Origin of the sequence: Dietzia sp. JS16-p6b (genome assembly GCF_003052165.1) — a bacterium.
GTDB lineage: Bacteria > Actinomycetota > Actinomycetes > Mycobacteriales > Mycobacteriaceae > Dietzia.
In genome coordinates this window covers 2,026,488-2,041,509 of sequence record NZ_CP024869.1, presented here as the reverse complement: position 1 = coordinate 2,041,509, position 15,022 = coordinate 2,026,488, and the positions used below count along the sequence as shown (strand labels likewise).

At 70.9% G+C, this 15,022-nt stretch carries 13 protein-coding genes and 1 pseudogene; 9 read left to right on the top strand and 5 right to left on the bottom strand.

Features of this window, described 5'->3' with window-relative positions; genetic code table 11:
* Entirely contained in the window at nt 1-606 is a 606-nt protein-coding gene (gene leuD / locus CT688_RS09315; protein WP_107756675.1) for a 3-isopropylmalate dehydratase small subunit, read from the top strand.
* 119 nt (nt 607-725) lie between these two features.
* On the top strand, nt 726-1,106 hold the full coding sequence (locus CT688_RS09310; RefSeq protein WP_107756674.1) for an HU family DNA-binding protein: 381 nt from the start codon (nt 726-728) through the stop codon (nt 1,104-1,106).
* Nucleotides 1,107-1,115: 9 nt separating this feature from the next.
* Here CT688_RS09310 and CT688_RS09305 read toward each other — a convergent pair whose 3' ends face one another.
* The 3 genes from CT688_RS09305 to cofC are packed head-to-tail and all read right to left on the bottom strand — an operon-like array spanning nt 1,116 to nt 4,842.
* The gene (locus CT688_RS09305; protein ID WP_107756673.1) at nt 1,116-2,033 is read right to left on the bottom strand and encodes an NUDIX hydrolase; all 918 of its coding nucleotides are present in this window, start codon (nt 2,031-2,033) and stop codon (nt 1,116-1,118) included.
* Nucleotides 2,030-4,171: an RNA degradosome polyphosphate kinase gene (locus CT688_RS09300; protein WP_228548856.1), complete on the bottom strand. Its 2,142-nt coding sequence runs from the start codon at nt 4,169-4,171 to the stop codon at nt 2,030-2,032. Before CT688_RS09300 ends, CT688_RS09305 begins: the two co-directional genes overlap by 4 nt.
* Nucleotides 4,123-4,842, bottom strand: coding sequence for a 2-phospho-L-lactate guanylyltransferase (gene cofC, locus CT688_RS09295; RefSeq protein WP_107756671.1), 720 nt, complete (start codon nt 4,840-4,842; stop codon nt 4,123-4,125). Before cofC ends, CT688_RS09300 begins: the two co-directional genes overlap by 49 nt.
* Nucleotides 4,843-4,950: 108 nt before the next feature.
* On the opposite strand from cofC, the gene CT688_RS09290 reads away from it, so the two are divergent.
* Both CT688_RS09290 and CT688_RS09285 read left to right on the top strand, forming a co-directional pair.
* Entirely contained in the window at nt 4,951-5,949 is a 999-nt protein-coding gene (locus CT688_RS09290; protein ID WP_107756670.1) for an NAD(P)H-dependent glycerol-3-phosphate dehydrogenase, read from the top strand.
* Nucleotides 5,950-5,959: 10 nt separating this feature from the next.
* Complete coding sequence (locus CT688_RS09285) at nt 5,960-7,066, top strand: D-alanine--D-alanine ligase family protein (RefSeq protein ID WP_107756669.1); 1,107 nt, start codon at nt 5,960-5,962, stop codon at nt 7,064-7,066.
* A gap of 9 nt (nt 7,067-7,075) precedes the next feature.
* Here CT688_RS09285 and CT688_RS09280 read toward each other — a convergent pair whose 3' ends face one another.
* Nucleotides 7,076-7,723, bottom strand: a complete 648-nt coding sequence (locus CT688_RS09280; protein WP_107756668.1) for a DUF3515 domain-containing protein — start codon at nt 7,721-7,723, stop codon at nt 7,076-7,078.
* A gap of 111 nt (nt 7,724-7,834) precedes the next feature.
* On the opposite strand from CT688_RS09280, the gene thiL reads away from it, so the two are divergent.
* The 3 genes and pseudogenes from thiL to CT688_RS09265 all read left to right on the top strand — a co-directional run bounded on the left by thiL (nt 7,835) and on the right by CT688_RS09265 (nt 10,066).
* Nucleotides 7,835-8,821 carry a thiamine-phosphate kinase gene (thiL, locus tag CT688_RS09275; RefSeq protein WP_107756667.1) on the top strand — a complete coding sequence of 329 codons (987 nt, stop codon included), beginning with the start codon at nt 7,835-7,837 and terminating at the stop codon, nt 8,819-8,821.
* Between the two features lie 9 nt (nt 8,822-8,830).
* Complete coding sequence (locus tag CT688_RS09270) at nt 8,831-9,352, top strand: gamma carbonic anhydrase family protein (protein WP_107756666.1); 522 nt, start codon at nt 8,831-8,833, stop codon at nt 9,350-9,352.
* A gap of 4 nt (nt 9,353-9,356) precedes the next feature.
* Nucleotides 9,357-10,066 (top strand): annotated as a pseudogene (locus CT688_RS09265) (uracil-DNA glycosylase).
* Nucleotides 10,067-10,102: 36 nt separating this feature from the next.
* Here the strand turns inward: CT688_RS09265 and CT688_RS09260 are convergent.
* A complete protein-coding gene (locus CT688_RS09260; RefSeq protein WP_107756665.1) occupies nt 10,103-10,897 on the bottom strand; it encodes an enoyl-CoA hydratase-related protein in 795 nt (264 codons plus the stop codon).
* Nucleotides 10,898-11,026: 129 nt separating this feature from the next.
* Here CT688_RS09260 and CT688_RS09255 point away from each other — a divergent pair, with 129 nt between their 5' ends.
* Together CT688_RS09255 and recG are read left to right on the top strand one after the other, a co-directional pair.
* Nucleotides 11,027-12,742 carry a DAK2 domain-containing protein gene (locus tag CT688_RS09255; RefSeq protein ID WP_107756664.1) on the top strand — a complete coding sequence of 572 codons (1,716 nt, stop codon included), beginning with the start codon at nt 11,027-11,029 and terminating at the stop codon, nt 12,740-12,742.
* Complete coding sequence (gene recG / locus CT688_RS09250) at nt 12,739-15,012, top strand: ATP-dependent DNA helicase RecG (RefSeq protein WP_107756663.1); 2,274 nt, start codon at nt 12,739-12,741, stop codon at nt 15,010-15,012. The genes CT688_RS09255 and recG overlap by 4 nt, the downstream gene beginning before the upstream one ends.
* Nucleotides 15,013-15,022: the final 10 nt, after the last annotated feature.

Sequence of the window (15,022 nt, the reverse complement as noted above, 5' to 3'; positions counted from 1 at the left end):
ATGGAGCCGATCATCACCCACACCGGCATCGGGGCCCCGCTGCACCGGTCCAACGTGGACACCGACCAGATCATCCCCGCCGAGTACCTCAAGCGCGTCACACGCACCGGGTTCGAGGACGGACTCTTCTCGTCCTGGCGGGCGAACGAACCCGACTTCGTTCTCAACCGCGCCCCGTACGACCGGGCCTCCGTGCTCGTCGCGGGCCCGGACTTCGGCACCGGTTCATCCCGCGAGCACGCGGTGTGGGCACTGAAGGACTTCGGTTTCCGCGTGGTCATCTCCTCGCGGTTCGCCGACATATTCCGGGGAAACTCGGGCAAGTCCGGTCTGGTGGCAGCGCAGGTCGAGCAGCAGAACGTCGATCTGTTGTGGAAGATAATGGACGAGCGTCCTGGCATCGAGCTGACCGTCGACCTCGGGTCCAGGACCGTGACCGCGGGTGAGGTCACCGTCCCGTTCGAGATTGACGACTACACCCGGTGGCGTCTCATGGAGGGGCTGGACGACATCGGTCTCACGCTACGGAAAGCGGAGGCGATCGCCGAGTTCGAGACGCGTCGACCGTCGTTCAAGCCGGTCACCACCGTGCCCGGCCGGGGGTGACCGGCGGATCACGGAGGCTCGTCCGGAACGACCCCCGAGACGGCAACGTGTGAGTATGCTTATCTTCATGTGGCGCGGTTCTCTGCCGCGTCGGCGTACTCATCTCTAGGGGGACACCCGTGAACAAGGCCGATCTGATCGCCGAGCTGGCGGAACGGATGGACGGAGACCACCAGCTCGCCACAGAGGCGTTGGAGAACACTCTCGACATCATCGTGCGGGCGGTGGCGGCGGGTGAGTCGATCACCATCATGGGATTCGGCATCTTCGAGAAGCGCGCACGTGCGGCCAGGGTCGCGCGCAACCCGCACACCGGGGAGTCCATCCCGGTGCCGCCCACCTACTCGCCGGCGTTCCGTCCCGGCCAGTACTTCAAGTCCGTCGTGCAGGGCTCCGAGACGCTCCCCGAGGGCCGCCTCGCGGCTAAGCGCACGAGCTCGCACCAGTCCTTCGGCGGAGTCGGTAAGAACGGCGTGAACCACCGCGACAAGGTCGGCTGAGCGGCCGCCTCACCTCGCGGGGAGCGGGCTCGGGTAGTAGTCGGCGAACGTCAGCCTCCCGTCCGCGAACCCCAGCCCCCATGTCCCGGACTTCTTGGTGGAGGTGTCGGGCACGTCGAGCCCGGCCAGCCGGGACAGGTCCCCGATCAGCCCGGGTATGGCCGTCCCCTGCGAGCTCACCGCCGCGACACCGTCGCCGTCGGCGATCTCGATCAGTCTGGTGCGGGCGGCGACGGGGTCGTCGAGGTAGGCCTCGTCGCTCAGAGCCGGCTCGAGGCGTACCCCGACCCGCAGCTCGTCGGCGAGGGGGCCCACCGTCTGCTCGCAGCGCACCCGCGGAGCGCTGTACAGCCTACGGACACCGAACGCTCTGAGCATCGGTGCCAGGAGCTCGGCCTGGGTCCGTCCGGTCTTGTCGAGTGGACGCGCGGAGTCGTCCCCACTCCACTCGGAGCGGCTCCCCGCCTTGGCGTGTCGGACCAGCAGGAGCACCGAGTCCACCGGCCGGGCCGCGGAGAAGCGGCCGAGGATCTTCCGGTCCAGGCCGTACGAGACCACATCCCTGGCCTCCTCCACCGGAAGCCACCTGATCTCGTCGACCTCGGAATTCGGCTCGAAGTCACCCCCGGTCGCCCGAGCGGACCAGTAGGTGACCTCCTTTCTGGTGTTCTCCTTGAGGGGGTACGCGGTGGTCCCGATCCTCGATTCGAGGACGGCGGTGTGGCCCGTCTCCTCCTCGATCTCCCGCACCGCCGTCACCGGCAGCGATTCGCCGGGATCGACCTTCCCCTTGGGCAGCGACCAGTCGTCGTACCGGGGACGGTGGACCACGGCGCAGCGGGCCTCCCCGTTCTCCATGCGGTAGAGGACCGCTCCCGCAGCGGGGACGACCCTGACGCGGTCGCCACTGGTCGACTTCCTGCTCATCGGTCCCGGAATCCCGCGTGCACGGAGGCCATGCGCTCCTGGTGGTCGACCGAGTCGGACCGGTCCCCGGGGTCGGGCATCCGTGCCCAGGTGGCGTCGGGCCGCAGGTGGAAGCTGCGGGTGGCCGGGTCCAGCGCGGAATCGAGGATGCGGTGGATCTGCACCTTGAGCCGGGGGTCGGTGACGGTGGTCATCACCTCGACGCGGCGGTCGAGGTTCCGGTGCATCATGTCGGCGCTGCCGATGAGCACCTCGTCGGCCCCTCGGAAGTTCAGGATCCGCGAGTGCTCGAGGAAGCGGCCGAGGATCGATCGGACGTGGATGTTCTCGCTGAGCCCGGGAACGCCGGCGCGCAGAGCGCAGATCCCGCGGACCACGATGTCCACCTGCACGCCCGCCTGTGAGGCACGGTAGAGGGCGTCGATGATCTGTTCGTCGACCAGTGCGTTGGCCTTGAGCCGGATGCCCGCCTCTCGTCCTTCGGCGGCGAAGCCGATCTCCCGGTCGATCCTCTCGATGATCCCCGAACGGATGCCCTCGGGCGCGACGAGCAGCCGCCGGTACTTGGACACGTTGGAGAACCCGGTGAGGTGGTTGAACAGGTCCGTCAGGTCCGACACGACGTCCTCGTCCGCGGTGAACAGCCCGACGTCCTCGTACAACCGCGCCGTCTTGGGGTTGTAGTTCCCGGTACCGATGTGGGCGTAACGCTGGAGCCGGTCGCCCTCTTTGCGCACCACGAGGCAGGTCTTGCAGTGCGTCTTGAGTCCCAGAAGCCCGTAGACCACGTGGACCCCGGCCTGTTCGAGCTCGCGTGCCCAGCGGATGTTGTTCTGCTCGTCGAACCGGGCCTTGATCTCGACCAGCGCCACCACCTGCTTGCCGGCCGCCGCCGCGTCCACGAGCGCGTTGACGATGGGGGAGTCACCGGAGGTCCGGTAGAGGGTCTGCTTGATCGCCAGCACGTTGTCGTCCGCCGCGGCCTGCTCGATGAACCGCTGGACCGTGGTGGCGAACGAGTCGTAGGGGTGCTCGACCAGGACATCTCCCTCCTGGAGGGAGGCGAAGATGTTCCGGGCGGTCTCACGCTCGCCGAACGCCGGGGGAGTCGCGGGGACCATCGCCGGGTCCTTGAGATCGGGCAGATCGAGGCCGTGGAGCTGCCACAGCCCCGTCAGGTCGAGCAGGCCCGAGAACCGGATCACGTCCTCCGAGTCCACATCGAGTTCGTGCTGCAGGATCCGGAGCATCCGGGAGGTCATGTCCTCCGCGATCTCCAGACGCACGGCGGATCCGAAGCGTCGGCGGGCGAGCTCGCGCTCGAGCGCCTGCAGCAGGTCCTCGTCACGATCCTCCTCGACCTCCATGTCCGCGTTGCGGGTCACACGGAAGACGTGGTGTTCCACCACCTCCATCCCCTGGAACAGATCGCCGAGGTGCGCGGCGATGATCTCCTCCGCCGGGACGAACGAGTACTCGTCCTCGACACCCCGGTCGACCCTGACGAACCGGGGCACGTTGTGGGGGATCTTGACCCGGGCGAAGTGCTCCTGACCCGAACCGATGTCGCGGATGATCACCGCCAGGTTGAGGCTGAGCCCGGAGATGTAGGGGAAGGGGTGCGCGGGGTCCACGGCGAGGGGGGTGAGCACAGGGAAGATCGAGTTCCGGAACAGCTCCGCGAGCGAGAACTGCTCGTCGGAGGTCAACTCGCCCCAGGCCAGGATGCGGATTCCGTGGTCCTCGAGCTCCGGCCGGATCTCGTCGTGGAACAACCGGGTCTGCTCGTCGCAGAGTTCCCGCGTGCGGACGCTGATGCGGCCGAGCTGCTCGGCCGGGGTCTGTCCGTCGGCGGACCTGACCGACAGCCCCGTCTTGTCGCGGCGCTTGAGGCCGGCCACCCGCACCATGTAGAACTCGTCCAGATTCGACGCGAAGATCGCGAGGAACTTGGCCCTCTCGAGTAGCGGCAGATCCTTCTCGCCCGCCAGGGCCAACACCCGGGCATTGAAATCGAGCCAGCTGAGTTCTCGGTTGAGGTAGCGGTCACGGGGTCGGGGGAGTTGCTCGAGCACGGGATCGTCTGCGGTCACCGGACCATTGTTGCCGATACACCCGCGGCGTGAGGACGTTGACATTCGGAGGGGGTCCCGATCACGGCGGCGGTGGCCTCGCCCACCGACCGCCCGGCCAACGCCAGGACGTCCTCGGGGGTGTCGACGTCGCGACCGGACGCGCCCGACGGGTCGGCGCCCTCGAGCGCCACCGCGCCACCCTCGGAGACGTGTCGAGCGGCCGACGCCGACCCGAAACGGGGCCGGCGCTCCTCGACCGGGCCCGTCCAGAAGGCCATGGTCGTCCCGTCACCGTGGTGGTCGGGGACGATCGAATGCGGGTGCCCGGAGGCCGCCGAGAGGACGCGGGCCAGTTGGGGGGTGCCGAGCTCGGGCAGGTCGGCGGTCACCACGCCGACCGGCCCGGGCACACCGCGGATCGCGTCGGTCAGCGCCGCGTTGAGCGGGTCGTCGTCCGACGCCCCGGTGCCGGGCGGCTCGGCGACGATCTCGAGCGGGAGCAGGCGCGCGAGTGCCGCCACGTCAGGATCGGAGGTCACCACCCGCACCCGTGAGACACCGGGGGTCGCGACACACGTTCTCAGTACGTCCGAGGCCATGGCCAGCGCGAGCTCGCGGCGGTCGGACGCGGGCATTGCGCGGGCGAGTCGGCTCTTGGCGCGGTCGAGCGCCTTGACGGGGACGACGATCGTCCACCCGCCGTCCGCCGCCCCGTGCCCCGACACCGTAGTCATCGCCCGCCATCCTGCCAGCAGAGCCTCGCGCGCGCGCCGGGCCGGGTAGCGTTTGCTCACGATCCACCGGCGAGGGCCCCGGTGGTGAACGACGAGCCGGGAGGCGAAATGGCGCGGGTCGCGGTGATGGGTGCGGGGTCGTGGGGGACCGCCGTCGGGAAGGTCCTCGCGGACGCGGGGTCGGAGGTCGTGATGTGGGCCCGCCGTGACGAGGTGGCACTCGGGATCAACGAGCGTCACTGCAACGAGAAGTACCTGCCGGAGACCGTGTTGCCGGCGACGGTCACCGCCTCGACGGACCCCGCCGAGGTCCTCGCGGGCTCCCACGAGGTCGTCCTGGCCGTCCCGTCCCAGAGCCTGAGGGGAAACCTCGAGACGTGGGTCGACCTCCTCGAGCCCGACGCCGGGGTCATCTCGCTGGCGAAGGGTATCGAGACCGGGACGCTGATGCGTATCAGTGAGGTCGTCGCAGAGGTGACGGGGTTGACGCCGGACAGGATCGCCGCGCTGTCCGGCCCCAACCTCGCGCGGGAGGTCGCCGAGGGTCAGCCCGCGGCGACCGTCATCGCCTGCACGGACGCCGACCGTGCCGCCCGCCTGCAGGACGCCTTCGCCACCCCCTACTTCCGGCCGTACACGAACTCCGATGTGGTGGGCTGCGAGATCGGCGGTTCCACCAAGAACGTCATCGCGCTCGTGTGTGGGATCGCCTCCGGCATGGGCCTGGGCGACAACACCATGGCCTCGTTGGTCACGCGCGGATTGGCGGAGTCGACGAGGCTGGGAGTGGCGCTCGGAGCCAACCAGATGACCTTCGCGGGGCTCGCGGGTCTCGGCGACATGGTCGCCACCTGCACCTCGCCGCTGTCCCGCAACCGCACCTTCGGAGAGCGACTGGGCAGGGGCGAGACCCTGGAGCAGGCACAGGAGGCCACCAACGGCCAGGTCGCGGAGGGGGTCAAGTCCTGTACGTCGATCCGTGCGCTCTCCCGGCAGGTAGGGGTCGAGATGCCCCTGACCGAGGCCGTCCACGAGATCTGCCACGAGGGGGGCGACGCCGTCGAGGTGGCGGTGCGCCTCATGAGACGCAGCACCAAGCCCGAGTAGCCTCGGCCCGGTGAATCGCATCACCGTTGCCGTCCTGTACGGCGGGCGTAGCTCGGAGCACTCCGTCAGCTGCGTGTCCGCCGGTGCCGTCATGGCACACCTCGACCCAGCCGTCTACGAGGTGGTCCCGGTCGGGATCACCGGATCGGGGACGTGGACCCTGGGTCCCGACGACGTCTCGGGCCTGCGGATCATCGACCGTGTGCTGCCGGAGGTCGACCCGGGTCGACCCCGGGTGGCACTCGGCCTGTCCGCCGACGACCGCGGGGTCCTGCGGTTCCTGGACGGTGAGCGCGCCGGCGACGAGGTGGCCCGGGTGGACGTGGTGTTCCCCGTCATGCACGGCACCCATGCGGAGGACGGCACCGTCCAGGGGCTGTTGGAGCTCTCGGGCGTCCCATACGTGGGCCCGGGGGTGTTCGCCAGCGCGGCCGGAATGGACAAGGAGTTCACCAAGGTGGTGTTGGGTGCGGCCGGACTGCCGATCGGCGAGCAGGTCGTGTTGCGTCCCGGGTCGGGGCCGGTGCCGGAGTCGGAGGTGGACCGGCTCGGGTTGCCGTTGTTCGTCAAGCCCGCCCGCGGTGGGTCGTCCATCGGGATCACCAAGGTCAGCGACCGGGGAGAACTCGACGCGGCCATCGCCGAGGCCCGCCGGTTCGACCCCAAGGTCATCATCGAGGCGGCCATCGTGGGTCGCGAGGTCGAATGCGGCGTTCTGCAGTATCCGGACGGCCGGGTGGAGGCGAGCCTGCCCGCCGAGTTGCACATCCCCGGGGAGCCGACCGGTCTGGACGGCGAGACGGAGGGCGACTCCTTCTACGACTTCGACACGAAGTATCTCGACGACGTCTGCACGTTCGACCTGCCCGCGCGGCTCCCCGCCGCGGAGACCGATCGCCTTCGGGCCCTGGCCGTCGAGGCGTTCCACGCCCTGGACGCGCGTGGGCTGAGCCGCGTCGACTTCTTCGTCACCGACCACGGGCCGGTGATCAACGAGGTCAACACCATGCCGGGATTCACCCCGATATCGATGTACCCACAGATGTGGGCGGCCTCCGGAGTCGACTACCGGACCCTGCTCGACACCCTCGTGCGGACCGCGCTGGCCGGGTGTTGACCGCGCGGGTCAGCTGATCGGCGCGGGCCGCGGTTCCACGGCCTCGAGGACGGCGGAGAGCGCGTCCGACAGGTCCTGGATCGGGCCCGTGCCGCCGGTCGCGGGGAGCGTGACCGCGATGTACTCCGGCCGGTCCACGGCCACCCAGGTGGACGACGTCACGGCCGGATCCGGGTCCGGATCGTTGAACCACTGCACACCGTTGACCTCCTGGAGCGTCGACCCGACCGTGAAGGTCGGCGGTGCGGGCAGACCGCAGCGGACGACGACGGTCTCGGCGTCGGGCAACCGGTACGCCGCCGCGCCCGGGGGCGCGGGTTCGACGAACGGGACGCGGTCGGCCTCGCCCAGGGACTCCGGGAGAGACTCCAGAAGCGACAGGCACTCCTCGGATCCGGCGCCGGGGGCCGGGATGCTCACCGCGGTGACGGGCTCGCTCGCGGCGGTCTCGGCGGCCTCGTCGCTCATACTGCGCACCAGAACCAGGACCACGGCGAGCAACACCAGCGGGATCAGGACCGCCGCGATCACGACGACGGTCGAGACCGGTGGTCGGTGTCCACCGTCGGGCGTCAGGTCCTGCGATGCCGCGGGCCCGGATGAACCGGATGACCTCGCGTCGTGCCGGTCCCCCGAGTTCGTCTCCGTGGTGCGCACCTCGAGTCGTCCTCTCTCCTGCGATCGGCCGCCCGGGTCGCGGCCGCTAGCCTGTCGGCAACGCTACAGACACCCGCCGGAGCTCCCGGCGCCTGACCACCGAGGACACCGATGAGCGCTGCGAGCGACCGGCCACCGACCGTCGCCGAAGTCGGGGAAGCCGCGGTCCTGGAGGTGTTGAGCGGGCCGGGGCGGGTCGGCTCGGGCGATCCCGTGGGCAACGGGGACGACGCGGCGGTTCTCGGGCCCGCCGCGGCGACCGTGGTGACGACGGACATGCTGGTCGAGGGCACCCACTTCCGTCTGGACCTGACCACGTGGCGGGACATCGGTCGCCGCGCCGTCGCACAGAACGTCTCCGACGTCCTGGCCATGGGCGCCGACTGCTCCCGGGTCCTCGTGGCCCTGGCGGTGCCCGGCAGGACGACCATGGAACAGATCGGTGAGCTGGCCGCCGGAATCCACGGAGAGGCCGCGCGATCCGGTGCGGAGGTGGTGGGCGGTGATCTCACCAGCGCGACCCTCGTCGTCGTCGGGGTCACCGCGATGGGCACCCTGCCGGACGGCGCGCGCCCCCTGCGGATCGACGGCGCCGCCCCCGGAGACCGAATCGCGCTCACCGGTGAACCCGGTCGGTCCGCCGCGGGGTTGGCACTACTGCTGGCGGGGCACCACGACGGCGCCCTGCAACAGGCCCACAGGGTCCCCGAACCCCCGATCGGTTCCGGCAGGGCGGCCAGGCTCGCCGGCGCCAGCGCGCTCACCGACGTCAGCGACGGCCTCCTCCGCGACCTGTCCGGGATGGCGCGCGCGTCCGGGGTGGCCGCGGACCTCGTCGTCGGGGCGCTGCCCGTCGATCCCCGGCTGGGCGAGGCCGCTGCGGCACTGGGGCTCGGCGACCCCGACGCGCAGATCGTGGACTGGATCCTCGACGGCGGGGAGGATCACGGGCTGCTCGGAACCTTCCCTCCCGGGACGACCGTGCCCCCGGGCTTCACCGTCATCGGGACGATCCGCGAGGGGGACCCCGGGGCCGTCTATCTGGACGGCCGCCCGCGCACCCCGGGGGGCTGGGACTCCGCACGGGGCGCGAACTAGGCTGAGCGCATGGCCGTCTACGCCCTCGGAGACCTCGAACCCGACATCGCCCCCGACGCCTGGGTGCACCCCGACGCCGTGGTGATCGGCCGCGTCCGGCTGGGGCCGGGCGTGTCGGTGTGGCCGACCGCCGTCCTCCGCGGAGACTACGGGCGCATCGAGGTCGGTGCGATGACCAACATCCAGGACGGCACGATCGTCCACTGCACCGAGACCGAACCGACGGTGTTCGGAGAGCACTGCATCGTGGGCCACAACGCGCACATCGAGGGGGCGACGATCGGGGACGGTGCTCTCGTCTCCTCCGGTTCGATCGTGCTCAACGGCGCCGCGATCGGTGCCGGGGCGGTCGTCGCCGCCGGGTGCCTGATCCCGCCCCGGTTCGAGCTCCCCCCCGCGCGCATGGCGATGGGGGCGCCCGCGAGGATTCGCGAGGGGTACGAGGTGGACCCGGCGATGCTCGAGGGGAACACGCAGAAATACCACGAGAACGCGATGCGGTACCGCTCCGAGCTGCGACGGATCGACTGACCGGGTGCTCGGGGGCGACGCGGGCCGACGCCCGCTGGACGAGCTCGTCGAACCGGGGTGGGCGCGCGCGTTGGCGCCGGTCGAGGTCCGCATCCGGCGAATGGGCGACTTCCTGCGCCAGGAGAATTCGGCGGGGCGCGGCCACCTCCCCACCGGTGACCGGATCCTGCGCGCGTTCACCCAGCCGTTCGACGACGTCCGCGTGCTGATCGTGGGTCAGGACCCCTATCCGACCCCGGGCCACGCCGTCGGTCTGAGCTTCGCCGTGGACGGACACGTCCGCCCCCTGCCGCGGAGTCTGGTCAACATCTACCGCGAGTACACCGACGACCTCGGGCTGCCGGCCCCGCACACGGTGACCTGAGTGCCTGGACCCGCAGCGGCGTGCTCCTCCTCAACCGGGTGCTCACCGTGGCTCCGGGGCAGCCCGCCTCCCACCAGCGCAAAGGGTGGGAGGAGGTCACCGGGCGGGCGATCGAGGCGCTGATCGAGCGCAACCGACCGATGGTCGCGATCCTCTGGGGGCGCCAGGCACAGTCCCTCGGGCCGATGCTCGGGGGCACACCGGTCATCGCCTCCGCGCATCCCTCGCCGCTGTCGGCCTCGCGTGGGTTCTTCGGGTCCCGCCCGTTCAGCCGCGCGAACGACGAGCTGTGCCGGCTCGGCGTGGACCCCGTCGACTGGCGGCTGCCCGAGCTGCCGGATCAGACGTAGGGGTGCGCTCGGACCCCGCCGGAACGCGGGGTGCGCTCAGACCCCGCCGAAGCGCGGGGTGCGCTTGGCGACGAACGCGTCCACGCCCTCGATCCCGTCAGGAGACACCGCCAGCGCCGCGATGGAGTCCCGTTCCGCGTCGAGCTGCTCCGCGAGTGTTCTCTCGCCGGACCGACGCAACAGTTCCTTGGTGGCGGCGTACGAGGCCCGCGGGCCGTTCGCGAGGCGGACGGCCAGGTCGCGAGCAGTGGTCGAGACGTCCTCCTCCGTGAAGGTGGTGAGCAGTCCGATGGCGTGGGCCCGCGCCCCGTGGACGGGCTCGTTGCCGAGGATGAACGCCCGGGCCGCCGCCGCCCCGATCGCCCGGGGCAGACGCCACGACATGCCACCGTCCGGGGACAGGCCGATGCCCGGGTAGGCCGCGAGCAGGCGGGTGTCCGGGCCCCCGACGGAGAAGTCGGCGGCCAGGGCGAGAGACAGTCCCGCGCCCGCCGCCCACCCGGCCACCGCGGCCACCACCGGCACGGGCGCCTCCTCGAGTTGTCGGACCACCCCGTGCAGCCGGTCGGCCAGCTCCCGGACGTGCTCCGAACGGTCCTCGGCCGCGGCGAATCCGGGCACGTTGCCGCCCGCACAGAAGTTCTTTCCCAACCCCACCAGGAGGATGGCGCCGGCCTCGATCTCGCCCGACAGGAGGGCGGTCAGCGCGGTGCCCGCCTGGGTGACGGCGTCGGAGTCCAGCGAGTTCCCCTTGCCCTCGAGGGAGACGGGGATGGTGAGGACGCCGTCAGCGAGTGTGACGAGGGGAGCGGCGGTCAGGTCAGGGGTCATCTGGTCTCCAGGGAGTGGTACGGGCCGTCTCGGCCTGTTCGACAGGGTGTCGCACGGTGAGGGTACTAGGCTTGGCCGGGCCGACCGACGGAGTCGGACAGCTGGGGTCAGCGGCGCCGAGGAGGGGTGATGGCACACGAGTCGACGAGTGTCGAGGAACGCCCGTCATCGCTGGACGCCCACGGGCTCCTGGAGTGGGCCCGCCGGTGCGTGGAGCACCTCGCGACCCATCGCGAGGAGATCAACGCCCTCAACGTCTTCCCGGTCCCGGACTCGGACACGGGGACCAACCTGCTCTACACGATGAGAGCCGCCGTCGACCGCGCCGAGGGTGAGGAGGCATGGATCTCCGAGGGCGGGGGGAGCGCCGGTGCCCGTGAGATCGCCGTGGCGCTCGGGCACGGCGCCGTCCACGGCGCGCGGGGCAACTCCGGCGTCATCCTGTCGCAGGTCCTCCGGGCGGTCGGCGAGGCGGCGACGTTCACGGTCGTCGACGCCTCCACCTACCGCCGAGCTCTCCGCACGGCGGTCACCCTCGTCGACCACGCGCTCAGCGATCCGGTCGAGGGCACCATCGTGACCGTGCTCCGCGAGGCGGCCGCGGGCGCCGGCCGGTCGTCGGCCAACTCGCTCGTCGAGGTCGCGCGGTCCGCGGCGGACGCGGGGGCGGAGGCCCTCGACCGCACGACCTCCCAACTGCCCGCGCTCACCCGGGCCGGCGTCGTGGACGCGGGCGGCAGGGGCCTGTTGGTGCTGCTCGACACCATGGTGGAGGTGCTGGGGGGCCAGGCGCCCGAGCGGCCGGACTACGTCGTCCCGGAGGACCCGTTCACCGAGCCGACCGGCGAGGGCGACGGCGCCGACGGGGGAGCGACGGAGGCCTCCGCGGACACCCGGTACGAGGTCATGTACTCCCTGACCCATTCCGACGACGCGCGGGCCGACGAACTCAGGTCGGCGCTCCGGACCCTGGGCGACAGCGTGGTCGTCGTCGGTGACGGCGGGACCGGCGACAACGCCCGCTGGGCGGTTCACGTCCACACCGACGACATCGGGTCGGCGATCGAGGTCGCCCTGTCCCTCGGCCGCGTCACCGAGATCCGTGTGACCGACATGTTGGACCCGGTGGGCGGGAGCACGGAGGCCGGGCACCGTCGACGGGGCGCGTCCGGCGCCGCGGAGGGCCGGGTCGCGGGTGAACCCGAGCGGGTCGTGGTGGCGATCGTCCCGGACGGGCCGCTGGCCGAGTTGTTCTCGGAGGCGGGGGCGCAGACGGTCGATGCGGACGAGGGCGGAGTGATCGACGCGGTCCTCGCGTTGTCCGCCGATGAGCTGCTCGTGTTGCCCAACGGTGAGCTACCCAGGGCCCAGATCGAAGCCCTCGACGCCGCGCTGCGCGACATCGACGGCAACGCCCTCATCCTCCCGACGGGTTCCGTCGTACAGGGGCTGTCCGCCCTCGCCGTTCACGACCCCTCGACCACCCTGTCCCTGGACGGATTCGGGATGGCGGACGCGGCGGCGGCCACCCGACACGCCCATCTGGTGCGGGCCCGACACGACGCGCTCACGTTGGTGGGCCGCTGTGCGGCCGGTGATCTCCTCGGCATGGTGGGCCACGATGTCGCCCTCATCGAGACGGACCCGGTGGACGCCGTCTGCGCGCTCGCGGACCGCTTGCTCTCCTCCGGCGGCGAGCTGGTGACGCTGCTGCTCGGAGCCGAGTACGACGACGCCGCGACCGAGACCGCTCTGTCCAGGATCCGCGAAGGACATCCCGACGTGGAGGTCGTCGGGTATGCGGCCGGACCGGGTCGGGTGCTCGCGCACGTCGGGGTCGAATGACCGCGTTCGTCACCACGGACTCGGCGCTGGGGGAGGTCCTCGACGCCGGACTGGCCGAGCGGATCACCGCGGCCTTCGGCCACCGGACCGTCGGCGACCTGCTCCACACCCTGCCCCGCCGCTACCGCCAGCACGGTCAGCGCTACGACAAGGGCGAACTCGTCGAGGGCGAGCGGGTGACGATCATCGGGACGGTCACCACTGCCACGACCCGCAACTACACCACCAAGCAGGGGCAGTCGCGGGAGATGCTCACGCTCACGGTGAAGGACGAGGACACCACGTTCAAGGTGGTCTACTTCGCCGGCCGCAGGATCAAGTTCATGCTCCCAGTGGGCACGGTGGCGATGTTCGACGGGACCGTGTCGCGGTTCCGCCGGTCCCTGGACCTCACCCACCCGGAGTTCCTGGTCCTGCGCCCGGTCTCGGGCCAGGGTCGTGAGCTCAGGGGCTCGGGTGATCTCGCCGCCCTGGCCCGGCTGGCGTCCGAGATCGACGCCGAGGGCGGCCCGAGTCTGTTCGACCGTCCCCTCCTGCCCATCTACTCGGCCAGCAAGAGCGTGACCTCGTGGGACCTGCTCGGCGCGATCGTGACCGCGATCCGGGCCCTCGTGCCCGTCGTGGACCCCCTCGACGACACGGTCCTGGCGGCCGCCGGTCTGATGGGCCTCGACGAGGCGCTGCGCAAGGCTCATCTGCCGGAGACCGTCAAGGACGCCGACAGGGCCGGGTACCGACTCCGGTTCGACGAGGCCATCGCGCTGCAGCTGCTCCTGGGGGCCCGGCGCCGCGCGGTCGCCCGCGACCCCGCGCCGGCCAGTCCGGTGCGCCCGGACGGCGTCCGCGCCGCCATGGAGGCGCGGATGCCGTTCGAGCTCACCGCCGGTCAGACCGCCGTGCTGGAGGAGATCTCCGCCGACCTCGCCCTGGATGAACCGATGAACCGCCTCCTGCAGGGGGAGGTCGGCTCCGGCAAGACGATCGTCGGACTGCTCGCGATGCTCCAGGTGGTCGATGCGGGTCGTCAGTGCGTGATGCTCGCCCCTACCGAGGTCCTGGCCACCCAGCACCACCGTTCGTTGACGGCCATGCTCGGCGATCTGGGGGAGCGGGGCCGACTGGGTGCCGCCGAGGAGGCCACCCGGGTCGTGCTGTTGACGGGGTCGATGTCCACCGCGGAACGGCGGGCGGCGCTCCTGGATATCGTCACCGGTGAGGCCGGGATCGTCGTGGGCACGCACGCGCTCATCCAGGACTCGGTGGACTTCTTCGACCTGGGCCTGGTCGTGGTCGACGAGCAACACCGGTTCGGGGTGCGTCAGCGCGATCGGCTCCGCGCCAAGGGGCGGGACGGGACGGTCCCGCACCTGCTGGTGATGACGGCGACACCGATCCCCCGCACCATCGCGATGACCGTCTTCGGGGACCTGGAGGTCTCGGAGCTGGACGAGCTCCCCGGTGGTCGCAGACCCATCTCCACCTCGGTCGTGCCGGCCCGGGACAAGCCGAGATGGGTGCAGCGCGTCTGGGAGCGGGTCCGGGAGGAGGTCGAGTCGGGACACCGGGCGTACATCGTGTGTGCGCGGATCGACGCCGACACCGGCGACGCCGCGAACGGTACGTCCGCAGGGGACGACGGCCGGGGGAGCGACAGGCCCCCTCTGGTCGCCGCCGTGGACCTCTACGAGTACCTGTCCACCGGGCCACTGGCGGGCCTCCGTCTCGGTCTCATGCATGGTCGGCTCCCTCCCGAGGAGAAGGAGTCGACCATGGGTGCGTTCGCCTCCGGTGATCTCGACGTCCTGGTGTCGACGACCGTGATCGAGGTCGGGGTGGACGTCCCGGAGGCCACCGTGATGGTGGTGATGGACGCCGACCGGTTCGGGGTGAGCCAACTCCACCAGCTCCGGGGCCGGGTGGGTCGGGGTGGCCTGCCCGGGCTCTGCCTCCTGGTGACCAATTCTCCTGAGGGCGGGAAGTCGATGGAACGACTGGGTGCGGTCGCCGCCACCACGGACGGGTTCCTGCTGGCGCAGCTCGACCTGGTCCAACGCCGGGAGGGAGATGTCCTGGGAGACGCCCAGTCGGGTGCGTTGGCCTCGCTCCGACTGCTGTCCGTCGTCGACGACGGCGAGGTCATCGAGATCGCACGCCGTCACGCCGAGGAGATCCTCGACTCCGATCCCGGACTGGACCACCACCCGGCGTTGGCCGAGCGCGTCCGTCGACTGTCCGGCTCGGACGAGTCGGACTACCTGTTCAAGTACTGACCATCAGCAT